This is a genomic window from Streptomyces sp. SUK 48 (genome assembly GCF_009650765.1).
In the GTDB taxonomy this organism is placed as follows: domain Bacteria; phylum Actinomycetota; class Actinomycetes; order Streptomycetales; family Streptomycetaceae; genus Streptomyces.
The window spans coordinates 1,556,540-1,581,475 of the sequence record NZ_CP045740.1 but is presented as its reverse complement, the minus strand read 5'-3'; the positions used below and the strand labels follow the sequence as shown (position 1 = coordinate 1,581,475).

The following is a 24,936-nucleotide window of genomic DNA, read 5'->3' as shown; positions in this document are numbered from 1 at the left end:
GCGCACAGGGGGAGAGTCAGGCGCTCACCTCGGAGTGCACCGGGACGGGCGGGCACACTCCGGTGAGCGCCTCTGCGCGGGCCACGAGGTGGGGCGCAAGCCCGGGGTACCAGCCACGGGCTACGGCTTGCAGCATCTCGGCCAGGGCTGCCAGTTCCCCGATTTGGCCGGCGGGGGTGTCGAGGACCGCCGCGAACTCCTTGCGGATGCGGGCGGCTACGTCTGGCACGAGCAGACTGTTGGCGTGCAGGAGCCCCGCGTCATAGCCGAAGGGCACCAAGCCCCACCGCTCCCAGTCCATCAGGCACAGCGGAGCAGCGGTGAGGTTGCCCCAGTGCAGGTCACCGTGACCGGTCACCCGCGCCACCGTGGCGGGGGCCGGGACGCCGAGGAACTGGGGGAAGGCTCGTTCTATCCACCGGTCCCGCACGGTTGCCTTCACTCCCTCCGCTTCAGCGAGGAGGGCAAGGGCTTGGCGAAGGTCCACCCACCACTCGTCAGGCAACCCCGGGTCGTGGTCGATGTCGGCCCGGTCCGGGGACACGGTGGGTTGCGTGAGGTAGTCCAGGACTTCCGACTCGAAGGCCCACTCGCCGGCAGTCCAGTCATGCACCGCGTACAGGTGGGGGCGGGGCACGCCATCAGGCACCAGCTCCGAGGCGCCGACGATGCCTTCCCCCGCCTTCCTGCCCGCGTTCCTCTTCGCCGTCCGGCTGACCCGTAGCCACCGGTCCCCCGCTCGTCGTCCGAGAGTGACACCGAGGAAGCCCCACGCCAGCGGCCCCGTGCAGGTGAGGCCCAGTGCCTTGGCCGCCCGGTCGTGGGCGGCCTTCATCAGGGCCTGTACCGCCTCATCCACCGGCGAGTTCATCCGTCACCTTCCTGAGTTCCTGGGCCGTCAGGGGCGCAGCCAGGGCCTTGGCCACATCGTCCCAGTGTTGGCGGGTGCTCGCGGAGGTGAGGACGACATCGAGGCGGGGGCACGAGCCGGCGGCCAGCAAGGCAGCGGCTGCGGCCGACAGGCCGGGGCGGATGAGGTTCACCAGTTCGGGTGTCATGGCGTCGAGGAGTTCGCCCCCATGCAGGGGAGCAGAGCCGAACGTGATCAGCCCCGCGTCCTTTGCCTGTGCCAGCGGTCCGCCGCCCTGCAGGGCCTGTGTGATCGGGGCATCCATGATCAGGCTGACCGGCATCTGCAAGCCTGTGAAATGGTGCTCGGCGGAACCGGCCGCCTGCCGGGCGAGCGTGAGCAACTCGGGGACGCTGAGCGCTCCGGAGGTCAGGCCCGACCAGGTGGCGACGCCATACCCGCCGATCCTGCCCGCGTGGGCGAACTCTTCCAGCGCCGTGAAGGCTTCCCGTACACGCCCGTGCAGAGCGGCACGGTCAAGGCCGTGCCCGTGGTGCTCCGGGTTGTGCACGAACACCAGGTCCAGGCGCCCGAGCGCGGCCAACGACCGCTCCGTCTGCCAGCGGACGAAGCCCCGCTCAAGGCTGTGCCTACCGGCCCCCTCTTCTCGGGTGAGCACGCCCTCAGCCAGGGCGGCACGGCCCTGCTCCTCGGTGAAGAACCCCGTCTTCGTGGCTACCCGTACGGTCGGGTACTCCCCGAGAGTTGGGCGCAGTTCCTCATGTGCCCGACCACGGGCGTAATTGGGTGCCGTGTCCACCCAGGGACTACCGGCCGCCAGAGCGGTGCGTGCCGCCCGACTGACGGCACGCACGCGGTATGTCCCCAGGCGGAGCGCGGCGGTCACGGCGCCGTCCCCACGACTGCGACGGTGTGGCCGTCGATGAGGACGGAGACCAGTTCGGCCACCTCCTCGACCTCAAGCCCGGCGGAGTCGGCGAGTTCGCCGAGCGTGGTCGGCTGGTTGGTCAACAGCGTGCCCAGCGCGGGCGCGGCGGACTCGGCGAAGTCCCACGCCGTACCGGCCGCCGAGAAGGTGACCGTGCCCTGTTCGCGGTTCGCCGCCAGGCGGCCTCTCGGAGTGGTGAGCTTGACCGTGATCTCCCTTTGTGCGGGGAGGCCGTTCACGTAGGGCAGGGACGGAATCGCGTGGCCCAGGTCCGTCGTGTCGATCGACTCCGCCCACCGCTCCACGAGGCGGGGGTCCGCCATCATGTCGTCCACCTCACGGCGTACGGCGTCGATGAAGTCCGACTGTTCCGCTGGCGAGCCGAAGCGCGGGATGTCCCTGCGGAGCGCGAGGGACGCGCGGAGCTGGTCGACGACCCAGAGGATCAGGTCAGCGCCCGTGTGCGGGACTGTCCCGAAGGTGAGGTGAAGGGATTCTGTCCCCTGATCGGCGGTGACCGCGTGCCACCAGCCGCGCGGCAGGTAGAGCACGTCACCCGGGGACAGAACGAGGTCCGCCACCGGGTCGCCCTCCGGTTCCTCCGGCGACTCCACGTCCCGGAAGGTCGGTGCCTCACGGGTCACGCCCCACAGGCGCCACCGCTTCGAGCCATGCAGTTGCACCACCACGACGTCATGGTCGTCCCAGTGCCGGCCGAAGCCCTCCCGCTCGGTCCAGGAGGCGTACACGTTGGCCTGCACGGAAGTCCCAAGGAAGCGTTCCAGCCCCTCCGCAGCCGCCCCCACGGCGGGGTGGATCTTCTCCACCGCGTCCAGGACCAGTGACGCCCCGTCCTTGAGCTGGGCATGGAAGTCGGACGGCTGGATGCGGGACCAGGTGACCGCTCGGCGATTCGTCGTCGGGATCGCGTAGCGGTGCAGCGGGACCATCTCGCCGTCGACTGACAGGCGCAGCCGGGGCGGCTCCAGTCGCTGCGTGGCGATGATCCGGTTCAGGTCATCCCAGGAGAACAGGCCCGCCGTGTCGGCGCCCCCGGGGAAGTGCGCGTAGGAGCGGTGGTACGTCTGGGCGAGGAACTTGTCCCCGCCCAGACGCCCCGCCCACGAGGCTGCATCAAGCAACGTGGGCGCTCCCGTCAGTCGTTGCCGTCGGAACGGCCACTGCTGACGTCGGATTCCTGCTCGGCGCGGGTGCGCGCGGCCACGATCTTCCGCTTCGCGACGAGCAGGTCACCCCCCTCGGGGCCACCGAACCGGTGTTCTCTTCCGCCATTGGACTACCTCTCCTCTGGGAACTTCCGCCGTGAATCCGGCAGGAAGTAAGGGGGACAGCGACGAGCGCGGCGGTTACCGGATCGCCAGGGCTCCAGCGAGGACCAGCGCACAGCCGCCGAGGATCGTTGCCAGGTAGAGCGGCCCCGCGTCTCGGCCAAAGTGGCGCAGCACCCAGCGGCCGAAGCGACGCATCACGTCGCCTTCGGCTTCACCCCCACGGGGCGGGGAGCAGTGGCAGGCAACGAACTGCGGCCCGTGCACCGAGGGCACCCGCACGGTGGGTACTTGGTCGGCGAGCCCTGGATCACCGCATTGCGCGGCTCCACCTGCACCTCACGCGCACCGGGCCGTACGTCCGGCCGCCGTCGTACGACACCCGCAGAGTCATGCGCCCCGTCATGAGCGCACACCACCATCAGGGCCGGACGTCCGCCGGTACTCCAACCCCCGACCTACGCCGTAACGCACCCGCTCTTCGTTTCGCTCGGTCGCTGTCATGGGGGAAAGCATCGGCCCAGAAAGCGGAGGCTGCGTAGTTCTTGCCCGTCATGGACTAAAGATCATGAACGGCAGGCGGCAGCCCATTCCGCCAACAAGGCTCGCGCTTCGGCCCCGAACAGGGCGTACCCCTTCAGGGTCGAGAACAGTTCCAAATGCATTTCGATGTCGCGCGGATCTCTCAGGATCACGACACCAGTGGTGTTCTCCACAGTAGCCAGGGTGTCGTCGTAGACAGTGAAGGTGTCCATCGGAGCCGTGGACTTGTATCCCGCCATTGGGATGACGCCGAGCTTCACATTCGGTAGGTAGGTCAGTGAGGCCAGCCGATCAATCTGCATCGCCATCGCGGCCGGGGGCAGGAGTGGCCACCTCACGGCCTGTTCGGTGAGGAGGAACGTGAACCGCTTCTTCGTGTCGTAAAGAACCTCCTGCCGCTCCAGCTTCCTCGCGATCGTCCTGGTGACATCAGTCGGGGAATGAGCGAGGCTGGCCCGGATGTACTCAGGGGTGGACAGGAGTCCCGTAATCATCGAGAGCAGGAAGAAGCGGAACTCGGCAGAGGAGGATTCAAGCGCGGCAAGTTCGGTCTGTTTCTTTTCCAGCCCTCTCCGGCGCAGCGAGCGCAGGTCTTGCCACTCGGTATTGGCCAGCCTCGCGAGGGCAATGACATCCTCGATGACCTCGGGCGGAGCAACGACAGCCCGGAGGATTCCCTCCAGGTCGAGCAGGCTCGGTCGTGCTTTCCCGTTCTCGATCCGGCTGATCTTCGATTGGGACATGTTGCAACGCCGAGCGAGCCGGTCTCCAGTGAGGCCGGCTCGCTTGCGTAGTTCTTTCAGCAGGGCGGCCAATTCTTGCTTCGGCTGCCCCAACTGTTCAGGGTCGAACGTCACCCGCTCACGTACTCCAGGAATGGAATCGACTCGGCCACGGCGATACGTTTCCACTGCCGATACGGCTCCGGATCACCCTCGCTTAGTTCCCGGTTCATCTGCGTCCCGTCAGCCCGGTAGTTGAGCAGGACCACCTTGGACTCATCGAACATCCAGAAATCCTGATCGGGAATCCCCGGGTTCTCCCGCTCGGTGAGATCGAGAATGCGGATATCCTCGCCCGCCTTCACGTGGTGCCGGTAGTAATACTCGAACTCGAACCGAAGATAATCCGAGAGTGGGCGGGTCACGATGTGCACCCTGCCGACGCTCTTCCCTTCCGAGGCCCATTGCCGGACCTCGTCCATCCAGCCGGACGTGTAATCGTCCGGGGAATTCTCACCTGCTAGGAAGCGCTTTAGCTTCTCCGCTTCCTGGGGCATGGTGTAGACGGGCAGCGTCTCCAGTCGCCACGCCTCACGCTTCATGGAATCGAAGCAGTCGTTCCATGCGTCACCATCCAAGTGCACGAATTGCCTCCCTGAGAACCGCCTCCGGGATTTCCACGAGCCCTTCCCCGGCGGGCGGGGTGAAGGCATCGGACACGTCGCCCTGCACCACGAACGATCCGGTCGCCGTGCGGTACAGGTTCGGGCAGTCCTTCTCTCCGCACTCGCCGTTGCCGTTGCCCGTGAGCCGGGTGAGTGCCGAATGTTCGGACATGCCAAACCCCCTTGCCCTGGCCCCGTTTAGGCCACCCGTCGAATGACAGTAGAGGGGCGGCGCCACGCGTCCATGCGGGAACGTGACTATGCGTGTCCTTGCATAAACAGGTCCCGAACACCCCGTGTGGCTCCGTGCGGAAGCCTGACCAGGGACGGACGCCTCGGAGGAGGGTTGGTCAGGTGACCAACGCATGACCAACAGGGGCCCGAGGGGGCCTGAAACACCCGGAAAGAACAGGAGAAACGCCCGCCGAAATCAAGCCTGTCGACGGGCGTGTTCCCAGGTCAGATTGGTTGTGAGCTGGTGCCCGAGTGGAGAGTTGCAAGTCCCCCCTCGGACACAACCGTTGACGATACGGTGACGAGGATCTCGGCCTTACGGTCGCGGTCCTCGTTCTGTATTCCCGGCCGGGTCGGCCGGGTCAGCCGGGTCAGCCGGATTCGGCGGCGATCCAGGCGTCCAGTTGTTCGCGGGTCGTCGTGGGGTCCGCGATCAGTTCGGACAGCTCGTCGTCGGCGTGGTGGCGGGTCGAGACGGCCGGACAGCGCCGGCAGGCGTCGACGCCGCTCTGTGTCCACCATTGGCACCGCGCCCGCAGATGGCAGCGCGGGACCGCGGTTCCGGCCACGCGTGGCGTCGCGAGCACCCGCTCGATCAGGGTGCAGTCGTCGCCCCGGCGGTTGACGCAGCCGGTGACGCAGTGCGAGGCGAACCGCATGATCCGCCCCGGTGCGATTCCTTCGGGCACGTCGCCCAGCACCTGCTGCGCCGGGACCGGGTCGGCCAGATAGACCACCCGGCCGTCCTGCCCGGACCGCACGCCCAGGACGACCGCCTCGGGCGCGTGTGCGTCACCGCTCGGACACCAGCTCGTCGGGGACTCGTCCTCGTCCACGGCCTCGGCCTCCTGGTATCAGCAGGGGGCCGCGGCGGCCCGGCCGACGGTGCCGTCGCCCAGGGCGCCGCCACCGGCCTCCCGCTCCGCCGCCGCGGCCTGCTGGATGCTCGCCCTCAGCTGTTCCACCGAGGTGATGCGGTCGGCCTTGGCGGGCGCGGCGGTGGCCGTGGCCGAGCCGGCGACCAGGAGGCCGACGGCGAGAAGGGCCGCGGCGCCGGTCGCCGCCGCAGTCCGGGACGAATTCCTCATGACGACTCCTTCGCTGTGGACGCGTGGTCCGTGGCCGGAGTTCTTCGTCGGTGCGAAGACCATCCGGATCGAACACGCGGCCGTGTCGGATTCGCAGCCGCTCACGCTTGGCTCAGGCTAGGCTCCGGGCCGTCCGGCGGGCGGCAGTTGCGGCGGCGGTTGACCGGAAGTCCGCCGGCCCGTGTCGTTCGGCGTGAGCCTGCGGGTGGGGAATGGCCGAAACCTTTCTCGTCCGGGGCCCCTCCTCCATCAGGGGACATGTGCGTGCCCCCTCATTCGTCGCCCGTCAGCCAGCCCCTCGCCACGGCGCGGCACCCTGCCTGGAAGCGGCTGCGGGCGCCCAGGAATTCCATGAGGTCGGCCGCGATGCGACGGGCCGTACGCGGGGAGACCCCGAGGCGTTTGGCGACCACTTGGTCGGTCAGCCCACGGCTCAGCAGCCGTAGCGCCTCCGCCTCCTGGGGCGTCAGACCGCGCTCGTCGCGGTCGCGGGTCGCCGTGCCGAGGGGCACGGCGTTCTCCCAGATCGTGTCGAAGAGGGCGCACAGCGCGGCGATGGTGCCGCTCGCCGTCACCACCAGTGCGCCGGCCCCGCTGTCCTCCTCGTCCGTCGGCACGATGGCCGTGCGATGGTCCAGGATCATGAGCCGGATGGGCAGCGACGGGGCGGTGCGCACCTCGCCGCCGAGATCGGTCAGCCAGTTCGCGTACGTCGTGGTCGCGGGGCTGTTGCGCACGCTGTCGAGATAGACGGTCCGCATCCGCACCCCGCGTTTGAGCAGATCCAGGTCCTGCGGATGGGCCGCGTCCATGTTCTCCGCGGTCTGGGCGCCGTCGGGCGCCAGCGTCATGACATCGGACGTGACGTCCCTGACCAGGATGCTGATCCGGTCGCGTATCTCCTCTATGCTGTCGAGCCGTTCGACGTCCTCGGTGATGTGCCGGGGCCGGGCCAGCGAGAACTCCGCCGTCAGCTGGGCGGCCGCGAGGCGGAGTTGCGCGATGCGCTGCTGCTCCATGGCGAGACGTTCCTGCTGGCGGGCGATGAGCGCCTGGACGCCGATCTCCGGATCGACGGCACGGAACGAATTGGGAGAATCCGACGATGTCCGGATCAATGCCAGTTCGCTGAGATCGTCGAGTGCTCTGCGCAGATCTGTATCCGAAAGGCCGAGATCCGACCGTAAATCACCCAGGCCCAGCCGTGGGCGGGCCAGCAGTGCGCGATAGACGGATTCGCAGGTACGGTCAAGACCGAGCGCAGCCAAGAGCATGCTCTCCCCCGGGCCAGTGACTGTCCGACAATGCAGGCCATCCAAGCATGCGATTCCGGACGTTACCAGTTCGCGGGAGAACCTTGACCGCTTCATCGACCTGGTGAGTGGCCCTTTTAGGACCTGGCAGGAAACGTCCAATGTTCTTGCTTGCTGACCATGGATTGCTTCCCGAAGGTCTAAGGATGTATCTCATTCATGTGCGACTGCACACGCCCCGTGACTTCCAGGTACCGGAAGACCTGGCCGCACAGTTCATCGCGGAGGCGACGCCCGCGGAGAGCGTCGAGCACGTGAGTGTCCACCCGGGCGACGAGGCGCTGACCCTCGGGCTGTACGTCGTGGCCGAATCGCTCCTGATCGCGGAGCAGGTCGCGCTCGTGGTCGCGCGGCGCACCGTCGCGCGGCTGCCCACCCTGAGCGGGAGCCGGATCACCAGCTGTTCGGCGGCGATCATCGCGGCGTACTTCGACCGTACCCTGGAACGCCCAGGTGGCGATGGACGGACTATGCGACTGCCTAATGAGGACACGGCCGAGAGCTGACATATGCACGGCGCCGGGGTGAGAGTGATGGCACCGGCGGACGCCCAGCCCCTGGCCGGGACGTGTCGCCGGAGACCGCGGGAGCGCAGCGCAGCTCCCGGCTCGAACCCATCGTCGAGACATCAGCCGCACCTTCTCTCAGGAGGCCGTTTCGTGTCCGCTGTTCCCAATGCCGTCGCCGCGCTCGTGCTGGTCGCCCTCTCCACCGTCGGTGTCGCCGCGGTGGCCACCCACTCCGCGCCCTGCGCCGCGGCCGGCACCCGGGTCGTGGCCGACGGGGGAACCACCGTCCCCACCGCGGATCCGACGACGGGGACGGGCAAGGGGACCACCGGCTGGCAGTGACGACTCGTATCCACGACGCAGAGACGGGGGACAGGACCGTGACCACGCTGACCAGAACCAGCCCCTTCGGCTCCCTGGTGCAGTTCTACCGGGTCCGGGAGGGCTACACCCAGCAGCAGCTCGCCGACTTCTCGGCACTGAGCGTCCGCGCCATCCGCGACCTCGAACACGGGCGGGTGGAACGGCCGCGGCAGGAGACCGTGCGCCTGCTGGCGGACGCCCTGCGACTGGACGAGGAGAGCCGCGACACCTTCGCGAAGGCCGCCCGCGCCGTCCCGTCGGAACGCGCCGGCGCCGCCGAATGGGCCGCCGTCGCCTCGCGCACCGGGTACGAGTACGCGACCATCCTGCTCGCCACCCTGTCTCCCGACGCCGGTGACGGCACCTGGGCGGTCGCCCTCAACGACATGGCCAAGCAGTCCTGGCGACTCCTGGCCGTCGACCAGGGCGTGGCGTTCCTGGAACGCCAGCTCGTCGACTAGGGCCTCTCGTTTGGATCATGCCGGGCTCGCGGGCCCTGGCACCGCGCCTCGCGGCGTTGTCGTCGGTTGCCATGGCTCCGCCATGTCGCCCTCCTCCGCCTTGCGACGCACGGCACCGGACCCCGCTCCCTGATCCGGCCTGATCCGAACGAAAGACCCTAGGGCCCGTCACACGATCACGGCCTGGCTCCTTCGAGACGCCGCGGCGGAACGAGAGGCCCCGCCCGGCCACCTGGCGGGGGCTTCCCAGGCCCGTGACGTCCGGTGTGCCTGCGCGGCAGATCACCGGCAGGAGTCGACCCCGCGAGGCTCACGGCCCGACGCCCCCGAGGCTCACGCCGGCCGGGTGTTCCCGCCCCACCGTCCGCCCCACCGTTCGCCCGACCGCCCGTCCTCCCGCGGTCGACCGGTGACATGAGGCCGGCCGTCCGCCGGCCTCGGGCCGGGCGCCATTTCCGGCCACGGCGGCGGCGACGGCTCGAAGACGGCGCAATCGTCACCCTGATCGAAGACCGACCGGCGCGCACGCCCCCAGACCGCGTGACCTGCGCTCAGAGCCGCTACGGCAATTCGTCGCGCCTCGTCATCGCGCCGGGCGGTATGCACGCGACCGCGCGAAGTTCCGCGAATCTGCCGTATACAACTGCCGATTGTCCGAAAAAACGCGTACTAATCTCACCCTGAAATCATCCAGAGCCGCTGTCGACCGAGCTCGATCGGCCCGGTCGTCATGCCCTTTTCAGAGAATCGAGACCTCGCATGACAACGGGCCTGAAGGAAACGGCGGCACTTCACCGGCAACGCCCGCCGGAATCCCCGCAGGAGCATCTCTCCGACCCGGTCACCCGTGACGTCCTGCGCATTCAGCACCGCATGCTGATGGCGATACGCAGGCATCTCGACGAGGCCGGTTTCGTGGAACTGTGCGCCCCGATCATCGGTCCCGTCACCGACCCCGGAGTGCGCGGAGCCAAGCAGGTCGACATCGACTACTACGGCCGCCGCTACAAGCTGATGACGAGCGCGATCCTCTACAAGCAGGCGTCGCTGCACGCCTTCGACAAGATCTTCTGCATCGCGCCCAACGTCCGCCTGGAGCCCCCGGAGACCGCCGACACCGGCCGTCATCTGGCCGAGTTCCACCAGATCGACGTGGAAGCCGCCGGCTACGGCCGCGAGGAGATCATGGGAGTCGCCCAGGGGATCGTGGTCACCGCGGTCCGCGAGGTCGCCGCCACCATGGGGAAGGAACTGGCGCGGCTCGGCCGGGACACGAGCCGGTTCCAGGACGTGCTGGCCGGCCCGTTCGACGTGATGTCGCACGCCGACGCCGTGGCCCGGGTGAACGGCGACCCGCACGCCGAGATCGCCTGGTCCGACGAGGCGCGGCTGTCGCGCGAGACGACACGCCCCTTCTTCGTCACCGACTACCCCAAGGGCTCCCGCGGCTTCTACGACCGCGAAAGCCGGGAGAACCCGGGCGTGTTGCGCAACTTCGACCTGCTGCTGCCCGAGGGGTACGGCGAGATAGCCAGCGGCAGCGAACGCGAACACGAATACCAGCGGATCGTGACCCGTATGCGGGAGACCGGCGAGAATCCCGCCAAGTACGGCTGGTATCTCGACATGGCACGCGCCGGTATTCCGGCCAGCGCCGGATTCGGTATCGGCCTGGAACGGCTCACGCGTTTCGTCACCGGCGTCGAGTCGGTCTGGCAGACCAGCGCCTACCCGAAACTCCCCGGCGTCTACTCGGCCTGAGCCAGGGCCCCGGCCGCCCCCGCAGTTCCCGTTGGTGAGATCCATCAATCCCAGACAAGGTGGAGTGGAAATCCATGCCGACCCATCGTGACGCGGACATGCCTGACGGCGACATCCTGTCGACCGGAGCCGAGGCCCGGCAGGGCAGCGGAGCGGCGGGCGACGACAGCGGCCGAACCGCCCCCGGCCACCTCGGTCACGTCGTGGCCGCGTTCACCGCACAGGTCCGGCGGGCTCCCGATGCCGTGGCCCTGCGCGGCGACGGCACACTCCTCACCTACGGCGAACTCGACCGGGCCGCCAACCGGTTGGCCCACCGGCTGGCCGGGCTCGGCGTCGGCGACCGCCCCGAGACCGCCGTCGCCGTACTGATGGAACGCTCCACCGACCTGGTGGTGGCCCTGCTCGCGGTCCTCAAGGCGGGCGGCGCCTATGTGCCGCTGCATCCCTCGTATCCGGTCGCGCGCATGCGCACGGTCATCGAGCAGACCGGCGCCCCCGTTCTCCTCACCGACCGCGCCACCCACCCGGGCGCCGTCCTCGACGACCTGGTGACCACGCTGGCCGTGGACGACGACCCCGCCCTCGCCGACTGCCCCGCCACCGACCCCGGCACGGCCATCGACCACCGTGGGCTGGCCTACGTCATGTTCACGTCCGGCTCGACGGGCGCGCCCAAGGGCGTCGCCGTGACCCACGGGGACATCCTCGCCCTCGCCGCCGACCGCTGCTGGGACGGCGCGGCGCAGCGCCGCGTCCTTGTCCACTCCTCACACGCCTTCGACGCGGCCACCTACGAACTGTGGGTGCCGCTCCTCGCCGGCCACCAGGCCGTCCTCGCCCCGCCCGGTCAGCTCGACCCCCGCACCCTGCGCCGGCTGGTCGAACAGTACGGCGTCACCAGCGTGTTCCTGACCACCGCCCTGTTCAACCTCGTCGCCGACGAGGACCCCGAGGTCTTCGACCGGGTGCGGCAGGTGTGGAGCGGTGGCGAGGTCTGCTCGGCGGCGGCGATCCAGCGCGTACTCGACCACTGCCCCGACACCGAGTTCGTCCATGTCTACGGCCCCACCGAGACCACCACGTTCGCCGCCTGCCTGGCGCTGCGCCCGCCGCACCGCGTGGGTGCGACCGTGCCGATCGGACGGGCCATGGAGGGCATGGCCGCGTACGTGCTGGACGACTCCCTCGTCCCGGTGTCCGAAGGGGCGACGGGCGAGCTGTACCTCGCGGGCGCCGGCGTGGCCCGCGGCTACACCGCCCGGCCCGCACTGACGGCGGAACGGTTCGTGGCCTGCCCGGACCGCCCCGGCGAGCGCATGTACCGTACGGGCGACCTGGTACGCGTGCTGCCCGACCGGGTGATCGAGTTCGTGGGCCGCGCCGATGCCCAGGTGAAGATCCGCGGCTTCCGTATCGAACTCGGCGAGATCGAGGCCGTGTTGGGCCGCCTCCCGGGCGTCGGCCGGCACCTCGTCGTCGTCCGCGAGGACCAGCCGGGTGACAAGCGCCTGGTCGCGTACGTCGTGCCGGGCGAGTCCGGCACGCCGGAACCCGACGAACTCGCCGAGCGGGTGGCCGGGGAACTGCCCCCGTACATGGTGCCCACGGCGTTCGTGGTGCTGGACTCGCTCCCGCTCAACTCCAACGGCAAGGTCGACCGCGCGGCGCTGCCCGCCCCCGCCACGCACCTCGAGGGGATACGGCCGCCCCGCACACCCGACGAGGAAGTCCTCTGCCGGCTCTTCGCCCAGATCCTGGGCCTCGAACGAGTCGGCGTCGACCAGAGCTTCTTCCGCCTCGGCGGCCATTCCCTGCTCGGCTCCCGGCTGATCAGCCGTATCCGCAGCACCCTCGGCGCCGAGGTCGCCTTCCCCACGCTGTTCGCCGCGCCCACCGTCGCCGAACTCGCCGCCGTCCTGCGCGAGAGCGGCGAGCGCCGGCCTCGGCTCAAGGCCGCCGAACGGCGCCCCGACCCGGTCCCGCTGTCCTTCGCCCAGCAGCGGCTGTGGTTCCTGCGGGAATGGGAGAACGGCGGCTCGACGTACAACATCCCGCTCGCCGTCCGGCTGCGCGGCCCTCTCGACGTCATCGCCCTCGAAGCCGCGCTCAACGACGTGGTGCTGCGCCACGAAGCCCTGCGCACGCTCTTCCCGGCCGTCGACGGCGAGCCGCGCCAGCACATCCTCGGCGTGCCCGGCCTCACCCTGCCCGTCACCCCCGCGACCGAGGACCGGCTGCCCGCCCTGCTCACCGAGGCCGCCGGTCACGCCTTCGACCTCGCGACCGAACTCCCGCTGCGCGCTGAGCTGTTCGAACTCACCGCCGACGACCACGTCCTCGCCCTCACCCTGCACCACATCGCCGGCGACGGCTGGTCCATGGCCCCGCTCGCCCAGGACCTGAGCACCGCCTACTCCTCGCGGGTGGCCGGCCGCACCCCCGGCTGGGCCCCGCTCCCGGTGCAGTACGCCGACTACACGTTGTGGCAGCGCGAGCTGCTCGGTGACGAACGCGACGAGGGCAGCCTTGCGGCTCGTCAACTCGCTTATTGGGAGCGCGTTCTGGCGGATCTCCCGGAGGAGTTGGGGTTGCCGTTGGATCGTCCGCGTCCGGCGGTGGCGTCGCATCGGGGTGCGATGGTGCGTGTGCGGTCGGGGGCTGGTCTGCATGCGGGTCTGGTGGGGTTGGCGCGGGAGTCCGGGTCGACGTTGTTCATGGTGTTGCAGGCTGCGGTGGCGGCGTTGCTGAGCCGGCTGGGTGCGGGGACGGACATCCCGTTGGGGACCGCGGTGGCGGGCCGCACCGATGACGGTCTGGACGATCTGGTCGGGTTCTTCGTCAACACGCTGGTGCTGCGCACGGATGTGTCGGGGGACCCCACGTTCCGTGAGTTGCTGACGCGGGTGCGGGCGGCGGACCTGGAGGCGTACGCGCATCAGGATCTGCCGTTCGAACGGGTGGTGGAGGCGGTCAACCCCGCCCGGTCCACGGCCCGGCACCCCCTGTTCCAGACCATGCTCGTCCTCCAGAACAACATCGACGGGATCTACGACTTCGCCGGCGCCCAAGCCGCCACGCAGCCCCTGGACCACCGGGTGGCGAAGTTCGACCTGACGTTCTTCGTGGAGGAGGTCTTCGGGGTCGATGGCCGGGCGGACGGACTGTGCTGGGAGGTGGAGTACGCGACCGATCTGTTCGACGAGGACACGGTCGTTGCTGTGGTGGACCGGCTTGGTCGGTTGTTGGAGGCGGTGGTCGCTGATGCTGATGTGCCTCTGAGTTCGGTGGGGTTGCTGGGTGAGGAGGAGCAGGGGGTTCTGGAGCGGTGGAGTGGTGTCGGGTCGGGGGCGGTGGACGGTCGTTCGGTGCCAGAGGTTTTTGAGGCGCGGGTGCGGGTGGCGCCGGATGCGGTGGCGTTGGTCCAGGGGGGTGTGGAGCTGACGTATGGCGAGGTGAACGGCCGGGCTAATCGGCTCGCCCGTCACCTGGTCGATGCGGGGGTGGGTGTCGGAGATGTGGTGGGGGTTCACCTCACGCGTGGGCCTGAGTTGATCGTGTCGTTGTTGGCGGTGTTGAAGGCGGGGCGGCGTATACGTTGCTGGATCCCGCATTCCCGGTGGAGCGTCTGGCGGCGGTCGTCTCGGATGCCGGTGTGCGCGTTCTTGTGACGCGTGAGGATCTCGCACGTCCGTTGCCGGACTCGGAGTCGGACTCGGACTCGGAGCCGGATTCGGAGACGGGGGCCGGGTACGGATCGGGCTTGTGCCGTGTGCTGCTCGACCGTGACGCCGATGTGATCGCGGGGCGGGACGGCAGTGATCTGGGTGTGGTGTGTGGGGGGTGGGATGCGGCGTGTGTGATGTTCACGTCGGGTTCGACGGGGCGGCCGAAGGGTGTGGTGGCTCCGCATCGGGCGTTGGTGTCGACGTTCGTGGGCCCGGATTATCTGGAGTTCCGGGCGGATGACGTGTATTTGCAGTCGTCGCCGGTGTCGTGGGACGCGTTCGCGTTGGAGGTGTTCTCGGCGTTGTTCCACGGCGGGCGGACGGTGTTGCCGGTGGGGTCGCGGACGGATCTCGATGAGATCGCGGCGTTGGTGGCCGGCTGTGGTGTGACGGTGTTGCAGCTGTCGGCGAGTCTGTTCAACGTCCTGGTGGATGACTTCCCGGGATTGTTCGCGGGGTTGCGGACGGTGATGACGGCGGGTGAGGCCGCGTCGGTGGCGCATGTGGCGCGGGTGTGTGAGCGGCATCCGGGGCTTCGGGTGCTGAATGGTTATGGGCCGGTCGAGTCGATGGGGTTCACCACCAGCCATTTGGTCGAGGGGGTGGTGGAGGGGGCTGTTTCGGTGCCGATCGGGGTGCCGCTGGCGGGCAAGCGCGTGTTCGTTCTGGACGAGTGGTTGCGGCCGGTGCCGGTCGGTGTGCCGGGGGAGTTGTACATGGCGGGCTCGGGCCTGGCGCATGGGTATGTGGGGCGTGCGGGTCTGACGGGGGAGCGGTTCGTCGCGTCCCCGTTCGGTGGGCCGGGTGAGCGGATGTATCGCACCGGTGATGTGGGGCGTTGGCGCTCGGACGGTGCGCTGGAGTTCCTGCGCCGTGCGGATGATCAGGTGAAGGTGCGAGGTTTCCGGGTCGAGCCTCGGGAGATCGAGGCGGTTGTGGCGCGGCACGAGCAGGTGGTGCAGTGCGCGGTGGTGGTGCGTGAGGACCGGCCCGGTGACAAGCGGCTCGTCGCTTACGTCGTGCCCGCAGCGGACACCACGGCCGTGGGTATGTTGCGGGACTTCGCGGCCGACCGCCTGCCGGAATACATGGTCCCGGCCGCGTTCGTCGTGCTCGACGCGCTGCCGCTGACCCCCAACGGCAAGCTCGACCGCAAGGCCCTGCCCGAACCCCTCGTCGGCGGCGACGGCCTAGGACGCGCACCGCGCACACCCGAGGAAGAAGTCCTGTGCGGACTCTTCGCCGAGGTACTCGGAGTCGACCACGTCACCATCGACGACAGCTTCTTCGCCCTGGGCGGGCACTCACTCCTCGTCACCCGGCTGATCAGCCGCATCCGCAGCACCCTCGGCGCCGAGGTCGGCGTCCGCACCCTCTTCGCCACCCCGACCCCGGCCGGCCTGTCCGCGGAACTGCGCACCGGCGACGTACGCACGCGCCCCGCGCTGGCGCCGGCCGCGCAACGCCCCGCACAGATCCCGTTGTCGTACGCCCAGCAGCGGCTGTGGTTCCTGCGGGAGTGGGATGAGAGCGGAGTCACCTACAACGTGCCGCTCGCCGTCCGGCTGCGCGGCCCCCTCGACGCCGTGGCCCTCGAGGCCGCGCTCAACGATGTGGTGCTGCGCCACGAAGCCCTGCGCACGCTCTTCCCCGCCGCCGACGGCGTCCCCCACCAGCACATCGTCCCGACCCCGAAGGTGCCCTTCGAGGTCAGGCCGTGCCGTGCGGACAAGGTGAGCGAAGCGGCACGGCAGGCGGGCGAGCACATCTTCGACCTGGCCGTCGAACTCCCGGTCCGGGCGACCCTGTTCCAGATAGCGGAGGACGATCACGTCCTCGTCCTCACCCTGCACCACATCGCCGGCGACGGCTGGTCGATGGCCCCGCTCACCCGCGACCTCGGCCGCGCCTACGAGGCGCGCGTGTCCGGCCACGCCCCCGACTGGGCGCCGTTGCCGGTGCAGTACGCCGACTACACGTTGTGGCAGCGCGAGCTGCTCGGTGACGAGCGCGACGAGGACAGTCTCGCGTCGCGTCAACTCGCTTATTGGGAGCGGGTTCTGGCGGCATTGCCGGAGGAGTTGGGGTTGCCGTTGGATCGTCCGCGTCCGGCGGTGGCGTCGCATCGGGGTGCGATGGTGCGTGTGCGGTCGGGGGCTGGGCTGCATGCGGGTCTGGTGGGGTTGGCGCGGGATTCCGGGTCGACGTTGTTCATGGTGGTGCAGGCGGCGGTGGCGGCGCTGCTGAGCCGACTGGGTGCGGGGACGGACATCCCGTTGGGGACGGCGGTGGCGGGGCGTACCGATGATGGTCTGGACGATCTGGTGGGGTTCTTCGTCAACACGCTGGTGCTGCGCACGGATGTGTCGGGGGACCCCACGTTCCGTGAGTTGCTGACGCGGGTGCGGGCGGCGGATCTGGAGGCGTATGCGCATCAGGATCTGCCGTTCGAGCGGGTGGTGGAGGCGGTCAACCCCGCCCGGTCCACGGCCCGGCACCCCCTGTTCCAGACCATGCTCGTCCTCCAGAACAACGCTGTTGCCACGGCGGCCATCCCAGGGGTCCACAACGAACGACTGCTTCTCGACCACCGGGTGGCGAAGTTCGACCTGACCTTCTTCGTGGAGGAGGTCTTCGGGGTCGATGGCCGGGCGGACGGGCTGTGCTGGGAGGTGGAGTATGCGACCGATCTGTTCGACGAGGGCACGGTCGTGGCTGTGGTGGACCGGCTTGGTCGGTTGTTGGAGGCGGTGGTCGCTGATGCTGATGTGCCTCTGAGTTCGGTGGGGTTGCTGGGGGAGGAGGAGCAGGGGGTTCTGGAGCGGTGGAGTGGCGTCGGGTCGGGGGCGGTGGATGGCCGTTCGGTGACCGAGGTTTTTGAGGCGCGGGTGCGGGTTGCGCCGGATGCGGTGGCGTTGGTCCAGGGGGGCGTGGAGCTGACCTATGGCGAGGTGAACAGCCAGGCGAATCGGCTGGCTCACCACCTGATCGATGCGGGTGTGGACGTGGGCGACGTGGTGGCAGTTCACCTCACGCGCGGGCCCGAGCTGATCGTGTCGCTGTTGGCCGTGTTGAAGGCGGGGGCGGCGTATACGTTGCTGGATCCCGCATTCCCGGTGGAGCGTCTGGCCACGGTCATTTCGGATGCCGGAGTGCGCGTCCTCATCACCCGTGAGGATCTCGCACATCCGGTGCCGGGGTCGGGGCTGCACCGCGTGCTTCTGGACCGTGACGCCGATGTGATCGCGGGGTGGGATGGCAGTGATCTGGGTGTGGTGTGTGGGGGGTGGGGTGCGGCGTGTGTGATGTTCACGTCGGGTTCGACGGGGCGGCCGAAGGGTGTGGTGGCTCCGCATCGGGCGTTGGTGTCGACGTTCGTGGGTCCGGATTATCTGGAGTCCCGGGCGGATGACGTGTATTTGCAGTCGTCGCCGGTGTCGTGGGACGCGTTCGCGTTGGAGGTGTTCTCGGCGTTGTTCCACGGCGGGCGGACGGTGTTGCCGGTGGGGTCGCGGACGGATCTCGATGAGATCGCGGCGTTGGTGGCTGGCTGTGGTGTGACGGTGTTGCAGCTGTCGGCGAGTCTGTTCAACGTCCTCGTAGACGACTACCCGGGATTGTTCGCGGGATTGCGAACGGTCATGACGGCCGGTGAGGCCGCGTCCGTCTCGCATGTAGCGCGGGTGCGTGAGCGCTATCCGAGCCTTCGGGTGCTGAACGGTTATGGGCCGGTGGAGTCGATGGGCTTCACCACCAGCCACCTCGTGGGCGGGGTGGTGGAGGGGGCTGTTTCGGTGCCGATCGGGGTGCCGTTGGCGGGCAAGCGCGTGTTCGTTCTGGACGAGTGGTTGCGGCCGGTGCCGGTGGGTGTGCCGGGGGAGTTGTACATGGCGGGCTCGGGCCTGGCGCATGGGTATGTGGGGCGTGCGGGTCTGACGGGGGAGCGGTTCGTCGCGTGTCCGTTCGGTGGGCCGGGTGAGCGGATGTATCGCACCGGTGATGTGGGGCGTTGGCGTCCGGACGGGGCGCTGGAGTTCCTGCGCCGTGCGGACGATCAGGTGAAGGTGCGAGGTTTCCGGGTCGAGCCTCGGGAGATCGAGGCGGTTCTGGCGCGGCACGAGCAGGTGGTGCAGTGCGCGGTGGTGGTGCGTGAGGACCGGCCCGGTGACAAGCGGCTCGTCGCTTACGTCGTGCCTGGGGCGGGCACCGCGGCCGTGGGTGTTGCTGAGCTGCGGGACTTCGTGGCCGACCGCCTGCCGGAATACATGGTCCCGGCCGCGTTCGTCGTCCTCGACGCGCTGCCGCTGACCCCGAACGGCAAACTCGACCGCAAGGCTCTGCCCGAACCCCTCGTCGGCGGCGACGGCCAAGGACGCGCACCGCGCACACCCGAGGAAGAAGTCCTGTGCGGACTCTTCGCCGAAGTGCTCAAGATCCCGCGCGTGGGCGTCGACGAGAACTTCTTCAGCATCGGCGGCCACTCCCTGACGGCCACCCGGCTGATCAGCCGCATCCGCAGCACCCTCGGCGCCGAACTGGGCATCGGTGACCTCTTCGCGGCCCCCACGCCCGCCGCGCTCATGGCACGCCTCGGCCAGGGGGCGTCCCGGCCCCGGCCGGCGCCGGTGGCGGTGCGGCCCGAGCCGATGCCGTTGTCGTACGCCCAGCAGCGGCTGTGGTTCCTGCGCGAGTGGGAGGACGGCGGCTCGACGTACAACATCCCGCTGGCCCTGCGGTTGCGCGGGCGACTGGACCGGGGCGCGCTCCAGGCGGCGCTCGATGACGTGGCGCTGCGGCACGAGTCGTTGCGCACGCTCTTCCCGGCCGTCGACGGGCAGCCGTACCAGCTGATCACCACCGACGCCCGCGTCCCGCTGGCCACGAGCACCGTGAGCGAGGCGGAACTGCCCTCCCGCCTGGCCGAGGAGGCGGCCCACGATTTCGACCTGACATCCGAACTCCCGCTGCGGGCGGTCTTGTTCGAGATGGGCGAGCGCGAGCACGTGATGGTGCTGGTCCTGCATCACATCGTCGGTGACGGCTGGTCGATGGCGCCCCTCGCCCGGGACCTGAGCGCGGCCTACGAGGCGCGCGTGACCGGGCGGGCCCCCGGCTGGACCCCGCTGCCGCTCCAGTACGCCGACTACACGCTGTGGCAGCGCGACCTGCTCGGCGACGAGAACGACCCCGACTCCCTCGCCGCCCGACAACTCGCCTATTGGCATGAAGCGTTGGCCGGAATGCCCGACGAGCTCATCCTGCCGGCCGACCGGCAGCGGCCCGCCGCACCCTCCCACCGGGCCGAGGCGATCGACCTCGTCCTGCCCGCCGAACTCCACGCCCGCGTCAGCGGCCTGGCGCGAGAGTCCGGGACGACGTTGTTCATGGTGGCGCAGGCGGCGGTGGCGGGTTTGCTGAGCCGGCTGGGTGCGGGGACGGACATCCCGTTGGGGACGGCGGTGGCGGGCCGTACCGATGACGGTCTGGACGATCTGGTCGGGTTCTTCGTCAACACGCTGGTGCTGCGCACGGATGTGTCGGGGGACCCCACGTTCCGTGAGTTGCTGACCAGGGTGCGGGCGGCGGACCTGGAGGCGTACGCGCATCAGGATCTGCCGTTCGAGCGGGTGGTGGAGGCGGTCAACCCCGTCCGGTCCACGGCCCGGCACCCCCTCTTCCAGACCATGCTCGTCCTCCAGAACACCGACGACGGGGCCTACGACCTCGCCGGACTCGGCACGTCCACCGAACCCCTCAGCCACCGTGCCGCGAAGTTCGACCTGAGCATCGGCCTGGAGGAGACCTTCGACGAGGCAGGGCGGCAGGCGGGGATCAAGGCCGAGTTCGAGTACGCCGTCGACCTGTTCGACCGGGCCACCGTGGACGACCTGGCCCGGCGTTTTGGCCGGCTGCTGGACGCGATCACCCTCGATCCCGACACGTCCGTCAGCCAGGTGGAACTGCTCACGGCCGACGAACTGCACCGCGTCCTCGACAAGTGGAGCGCCGCCGTCCCGGCCGAGGCATGGCGCGAACTCGCCGGCGTGGCCGCGCCCGACCGGGCCGCGGCCTACCTCCTCGACGGCCGGCTGAGGCCGGTGCCGGCCGGAGTCCGCGGCGATCTCTACCTCACCGTGCCCGGCCCCTCCGCCCCCGCGGGCGACAAGGTCGTCGCCGACCCGCACGGCCGACCCGGAACCGTGATGTACCGCACCGGCAGGCAGGGCCGCTGGCTCACCGACGGGCGGCTGGACATCGCGATGCCCGAGCGGCCGGATGCCGCGGACCCGGGCGCGCCGGCCCCCGCCCGCCGCCCGCGCACCCCCGAAGAGGAAGTCCTGTGCGCCCTCTTCGCCGAGACCCTCGAAGTGCCGCAGGTGGACGTCGACGACAACTTCTTCGCCCTCGGCGGCTATTCACTCCTGGCCACCCGGCTGACCAGCCGTATCCGCAGCGTGCTGGGCGCCGAGGTCGGCATCAGGGCGCTGTTCGGGAATCCGACGGTCGCCCAGCTCGCGGCGCACCTGCGGGCCGAGGGCACCACCCGGCCGCGGCCGGCGCCGGTGGCGGTGCGGCCCGAGCCGATGCCGTTGTCGTACGCCCAGCAGCGGCTGTGGTTCCTGCGCGAGTGGGAGGAAGGCGGTTCGGCGTACAACATCCCGCTGGCGCTGCGGTTGCGCGGGCGGGTGGAGCTGGGCGCGCTCCAGGCGGCGCTGGACGATGTGGCGTCGCGGCACGAGTCGTTGCGCACGCTCTTCCCGGCCGTCGACGGGCAGCCGTACCAGCTGATCACCACCGACGCCCGCGTCCCGCTGTCCGCCTCCGTGTGCCCGCCGGTCGAGTTGGCCGGGCATGTCCGGCGCGCCGCCCGGCACGCCTTCGACCTCGCGACCGAACTCCCGCTGCGCGCGACCCTGTTCACGCTCGGCGCGGAGGACCACGTCCTCGTCCTCACCCTGCACCACATCGCCGGTGACGGCTGGTCCATGGCCCCGCTCACCCGCGATCTGAGCACCGCCTACGAGGCACGCCTGGCCGGGCGGGCCCCCGGCTGGACCCCGCTGCCGCTCCAGTACGCCGACTACACGTTGTGGCAGCGCGCACTGCTCGGCGACGAGAACGACCCCGACTCCCTCGCCGCCCGACAACTCGCTTACTGGAAGCGGACCTTGGCGGGGCTGCCCGAGGAGATCGCCCTGCCGGCCGACCGGCCCCGGCCGCCGGTGCCGAGCCACGACGCCGGAGCCGTCACGAGCGAGACACCGCCCGAACTGCACGCGGATCTGGTGCGGTTGGCGCGGGAGTCCGGGTCGACGCTGTTCATGGTGGTGCAGGCGGCGGTGGCGGCGCTGCTGAGCCGGCTGGGCGGGGGGACGGACATTTCGTTGGGGACGGCGGTGGCGGGGCGTACCGATGACGGTCTGGACGATCTGGTCGGGTTCTTCGTCAACACGCTGGTGTTGCGCACGGATGTATCGGGAGACCCGTCGTTCCGTGAGTTGCTGACGCGGGTGCGGGCGGCGGATCTGGAGGCGTACGCGCATCAGGATCTGCCGTTCGAGCGGGTGGTGGAGGCGGTCAACCCCGCCCGGTCCACGGCCCGGCATCCCCTCTTCCAGACCATGCTGCTCCTGAAGAACGGTTCGGGCGACGGACTCGAACTGGCCGGCACCGCGGTCGCGGAACACCCCGTGGACGTCCATGTCGCCGAGTTCGACCTGCTGTTCGGCGTCGAGGAGGCCCACACCGCCGACGGCGCCCCGGCGGGACTGCGCTGGACCGTCGAGTACGCCACCGAACTCTTCGACCACGGCACGGTGCGGACCCTGACCGACCGGCTGGTGCGGCTGCTCGCCGCGTTCGTCACCGACCCGGACGCCCCCCTCGGGCGGGCCGACGTGCTGTCCGCCCCGGAACGCGCCCTCCTCCTCGGCGCGTGGAGCGGCGACGAGGAGGCCGCACCGCCGGCCGAACGCCCCGCGCACCGGTACTTCGAGGAGCAGGCCACCGCCCGGCCCGACGCCGTGGCGCTCGTCCTGAACGAACGGAAGCTGACGTTCGGCGAACTCAACACGCTCGCCAACACGCTCGCGCACGAACTGATCCGGCGTGGCACGGGACCCGAGGACCGGATCGCCGTCCTGCTCGACCGGTCCGTCGAGTCGGTCGTCGCCCTGCTCGCTGTGCTCAAGGCGGGAGCCGTGTATCTGCCGCTGGACACCGGGCACCCCGCCGAACGCATCGCCCACGTCCTCAAGGACGCCGGCGCCCTCCTGCTGATCAGCACGGCCGAACTCGCCCAGGCCCTCGCCCCCGACGCCGTACCCGTCCTGCACCTCGACCGGTGCGCGCCCGGCGGCCCGGAGCACGACCCGGACGTGCCCGCGCTGCACCCCGCCCACCCCGCCTACGTCCTGTACACCTCCGGATCCACCGGGCGCCCCAAGGGCGTCGTCGTGGAGCACCGGGCCCTGGTCAACCTCCTGCACAGCCACGAGACGACCCTGTTCGCCGCGCACGTCCGGGCCACCGGCCGCCGCGCCGCCCGGGTGGCCGTCACCGCGCCGCTCACCTTCGACGCCTCCTGGATGGGACTGCTCGCCCTGTTCGCCGGGCACGAACTGCACCTCCTCGACGACGCCACCCGGCGCGACCCGGCGGCCATGGTCGGCTACGTCGGACGGCACGGCGTCGACTTCCTCGACACCACGCCCACCTACGGCCTGGAGATGCTGGAGCACGGGCTGCTCGGCACCCCCGAACTCACCCCCCGCACCCTGACCTTCGGCGGCGAGGCCATTCCCGAGCCGCTGTGGCGCAGGCTGCTCGCCGAACCGGAGGTGGCGGCGCACAACTTCTACGGCCCCACCGAGTGCACCGTCGAGACGCTGACCACACCCCTGCGCGGCACCTCCACCCCGATCGTGGGACGGCCCGTGGAAGGCGCCCGGGTGTACGTCCTCGACGAGGCGCTGCGGCTCGTTCCGGCCGGTGTCACCGGAGAGCTGTACATCGCCGGACACGGCCTGGCCCGGGGCTACGCCGGGCGGCCCGGGGCGACCGCGGAACGGTTCGTCGCCTGTCCGTTCGCGGCCGGGGCGCGCATGTACCGCTCCGGCGACCTGGCACGCTGGCGGGCCGACGGCAGCCTGGAGTTCTGCGGGCGCGTCGACGACCAGGTGAAGGTGCGCGGCTTCCGGATCGAGCCCGGCGAGATCGAGGCCGCCCTCGGCCGGCACCCGGACATCGCGCACGGTGCCGTCGTGCTCCGCGAGGACCGGCCGGGCGACCGGCGGCTCGTGGCCTACGTCGTGCCCGCGCCCGGCCGCACCCCCGACCCCGCCGGGCTGCGCGCGTTCGTCGCCGGCACGCTCCCCGAGTACATGGTGCCCGCCGCGTTCGTCCCCCTCGGCGTGCTGCCCGTCACCGCCAACGGCAAGCTCGACCGCCGGGCCCTGCCCGCACCCGAGTACGGCGGACTCGGACGGGCGCCCGAGAGCGAGCTGGAACGCTCCCTCGCCGCCCTGTTCGAAGAGGTCCTCGATGTGCGCGGCACCGGCGTGGACGACAGCTTCTTCGACCTCGGCGGCCACTCCTTCCTGGCCGCCCGGGTGGTCGCCCGCGTCCGCGCCCAGTGGCCCGACGTCCTCGGGGACCTGACCCTGCCCGGGTTCTTCCGCACCCCCACGGTCGCCGCCCTCGCCGCCCGCGCCGACGGCCGGGACACCGCCGGCTCCGACCTGCTGCTGCCGCTGAGCACGTCCGGCACCGGGGCGCCGCTGTTCTGCGTCCACCCCGCAACCGGGCTCGCCTGGTGCTACGCGGGCCTGGCCGCCGCGCTGGGCGACCGGCCGGTCTACGGCCTCCAGGCGCGCCGGCCCGGCGCCGACGAGCGAGCCCTGCCCGCGCGCTGGGACGACCTGGTCGACGACTATCTGGGCCGCATCCGCGCGGTGCGGCCGCAGGGGCCGTACCACCTGCTCGGCTGGTCCCTCGGCGGGAACATCGCGCACGCCCTGGCCTGCCGGCTGCGCGCCGAGGGCGAGGAGGTGGCCCTGCTCGCCCTGATGGACTCCTACCCGCTGGCCGGCACGGCCCCGGACAGCCGCTTCGACCCCGCCGACATCGCCGGGTTCCTCCGCCGGGAAGGCACGGCCGGCACCGGCCTCGACACCGCGTTCGACGAATCGTTCGTGGCCTCGCTGGCGACCGCCGCCGCGCACATCGTCGCCCTGGCGGAGGCGGCCGAGCCGGGAGTGTTCGAGGGCGATGTGCTGCACTTCACGGCCACCGAGGACCGCGACCCCGCCGCACCCGTCGCGGACGACTGGCGGCCACAGGTCACCGGCCGGATCCGGAGCCACGCCGTCGCCTGCGCCCACCTGGACATGACCCGTCCGCAGCCCCTTGCCGAGATCGCCGCCCTCATGGTCCGCAACCCGCACCGAGACTGACACCGAG

General features: G+C 70.2%; 14 protein-coding genes and 1 pseudogene. 6 read left to right on the top strand and 9 right to left on the bottom strand.

The genetic code is table 11. From position 1 onward, the window contains the following. Positions 1 to 16: 16 nt before the first annotated feature. The 9 genes from GHR20_RS06610 to GHR20_RS06570 all read right to left on the bottom strand — a co-directional run bounded on the left by GHR20_RS06610 (position 17) and on the right by GHR20_RS06570 (position 7,359). A complete protein-coding gene (locus GHR20_RS06610; protein ID WP_153812613.1) occupies positions 17 to 871 on the bottom strand; it encodes a hypothetical protein in 855 nt (284 codons plus the stop codon). Next, complete coding sequence (locus GHR20_RS06605) at positions 852 to 1,724, bottom strand: aldo/keto reductase (RefSeq protein ID WP_343336040.1); 873 nt, start codon at positions 1,722 to 1,724, stop codon at positions 852 to 854. Before GHR20_RS06605 ends, GHR20_RS06610 begins: the two co-directional genes overlap by 20 nt. A gap of 29 nt (positions 1,725 to 1,753) precedes the next feature. Next, the gene (locus tag GHR20_RS06600; protein ID WP_153812611.1) at positions 1,754 to 2,941 is read right to left on the bottom strand and encodes a cupin domain-containing protein; all 1,188 of its coding nucleotides are present in this window, start codon (positions 2,939 to 2,941) and stop codon (positions 1,754 to 1,756) included. A gap of 713 nt (positions 2,942 to 3,654) precedes the next feature. Further along, positions 3,655 to 4,488, bottom strand: coding sequence for a helix-turn-helix transcriptional regulator (locus tag GHR20_RS06595; RefSeq protein ID WP_153812610.1), 834 nt, complete (start codon positions 4,486 to 4,488; stop codon positions 3,655 to 3,657). After that, on the bottom strand, positions 4,485 to 4,997 hold the full coding sequence (locus GHR20_RS06590) for a DUF6879 family protein (RefSeq protein WP_194858830.1): 513 nt from the start codon (positions 4,995 to 4,997) through the stop codon (positions 4,485 to 4,487). Before GHR20_RS06590 ends, GHR20_RS06595 begins: the two co-directional genes overlap by 4 nt. Continuing rightward, a complete protein-coding gene (locus GHR20_RS06585; RefSeq protein WP_153812609.1) occupies positions 4,981 to 5,190 on the bottom strand; it encodes a hypothetical protein in 210 nt (69 codons plus the stop codon). Before GHR20_RS06585 ends, GHR20_RS06590 begins: the two co-directional genes overlap by 17 nt. Before the next feature lie 433 nt (positions 5,191 to 5,623). Next, positions 5,624 to 6,088, bottom strand: coding sequence for a hypothetical protein (locus GHR20_RS06580; protein WP_153812608.1), 465 nt, complete (start codon positions 6,086 to 6,088; stop codon positions 5,624 to 5,626). Between the two features lie 18 nt (positions 6,089 to 6,106). Beyond that, entirely contained in the window at positions 6,107 to 6,340 is a 234-nt protein-coding gene (locus GHR20_RS06575; RefSeq protein ID WP_153812607.1) for a hypothetical protein, read from the bottom strand. A 272-nt stretch (positions 6,341 to 6,612) separates the two neighbouring features. Continuing rightward, entirely contained in the window at positions 6,613 to 7,359 is a 747-nt protein-coding gene (locus GHR20_RS06570; RefSeq protein WP_309251927.1) for a helix-turn-helix transcriptional regulator, read from the bottom strand. 440 nt (positions 7,360 to 7,799) lie between these two features. Here GHR20_RS06570 and GHR20_RS06565 point away from each other — a divergent pair, with 440 nt between their 5' ends. From GHR20_RS06565 to GHR20_RS37355, 6 genes and pseudogenes are all read left to right on the top strand, one after another. Next, positions 7,800 to 8,159 carry a hypothetical protein gene (locus tag GHR20_RS06565; protein ID WP_153812606.1) on the top strand — a complete coding sequence of 120 codons (360 nt, stop codon included), beginning with the start codon at positions 7,800 to 7,802 and terminating at the stop codon, positions 8,157 to 8,159. 153 nt (positions 8,160 to 8,312) lie between these two features. Then, positions 8,313 to 8,504 carry a hypothetical protein gene (locus GHR20_RS06560; protein ID WP_111581331.1) on the top strand — a complete coding sequence of 64 codons (192 nt, stop codon included), beginning with the start codon at positions 8,313 to 8,315 and terminating at the stop codon, positions 8,502 to 8,504. Positions 8,505 to 8,542: 38 nt separating this feature from the next. Then, positions 8,543 to 8,773: pseudogene (locus tag GHR20_RS37370) on the top strand (helix-turn-helix transcriptional regulator); the annotation flags it as partial. A 972-nt stretch (positions 8,774 to 9,745) separates the two neighbouring features. Then, positions 9,746 to 10,747: an asparagine synthetase A gene (locus GHR20_RS06550; RefSeq protein ID WP_153812604.1), complete on the top strand. Its 1,002-nt coding sequence runs from the start codon at positions 9,746 to 9,748 to the stop codon at positions 10,745 to 10,747. A gap of 74 nt (positions 10,748 to 10,821) precedes the next feature. Further along, positions 10,822 to 14,418 carry a non-ribosomal peptide synthetase gene (locus tag GHR20_RS37365; protein ID WP_153812603.1) on the top strand — a complete coding sequence of 1,199 codons (3,597 nt, stop codon included), beginning with the start codon at positions 10,822 to 10,824 and terminating at the stop codon, positions 14,416 to 14,418. Continuing rightward, a complete protein-coding gene (locus tag GHR20_RS37355) occupies positions 14,367 to 24,929 on the top strand; it encodes a non-ribosomal peptide synthetase (protein WP_243878310.1) in 10,563 nt (3,520 codons plus the stop codon). Before GHR20_RS37365 ends, GHR20_RS37355 begins: the two co-directional genes overlap by 52 nt. Positions 24,930 to 24,936 lie beyond the last annotated feature (7 nt).

Excerpts from the sequence above, each read along its gene's own strand:
- GHR20_RS06610 (WP_153812613.1), bottom strand. The coding sequence starts at position 871 with ATGAACTCGCCGGTGGATGAGGCGGTACAGGCCCTGATGAAGGCCGCC.
- GHR20_RS06585 (WP_153812609.1), bottom strand. The coding sequence starts at position 5,190 with ATGTCCGAACATTCGGCACTCACCCGGCTCACGGGCAACGGCAACGGC.
- GHR20_RS06575 (WP_153812607.1), bottom strand. The coding sequence starts at position 6,340 with ATGAGGAATTCGTCCCGGACTGCGGCGGCGACCGGCGCCGCGGCCCTT.
- GHR20_RS06570 (WP_309251927.1), bottom strand. The coding sequence starts at position 7,359 with ATGGAGCAGCAGCGCATCGCGCAACTCCGCCTCGCGGCCGCCCAGCTG.
- GHR20_RS06565 (WP_153812606.1), top strand. The coding sequence starts at position 7,800 with ATGTATCTCATTCATGTGCGACTGCACACGCCCCGTGACTTCCAGGTA.
- GHR20_RS06550 (WP_153812604.1), top strand. The coding sequence starts at position 9,746 with ATGACAACGGGCCTGAAGGAAACGGCGGCACTTCACCGGCAACGCCCG.
- GHR20_RS37365 (WP_153812603.1), top strand. The coding sequence starts at position 10,822 with ATGCCGACCCATCGTGACGCGGACATGCCTGACGGCGACATCCTGTCG.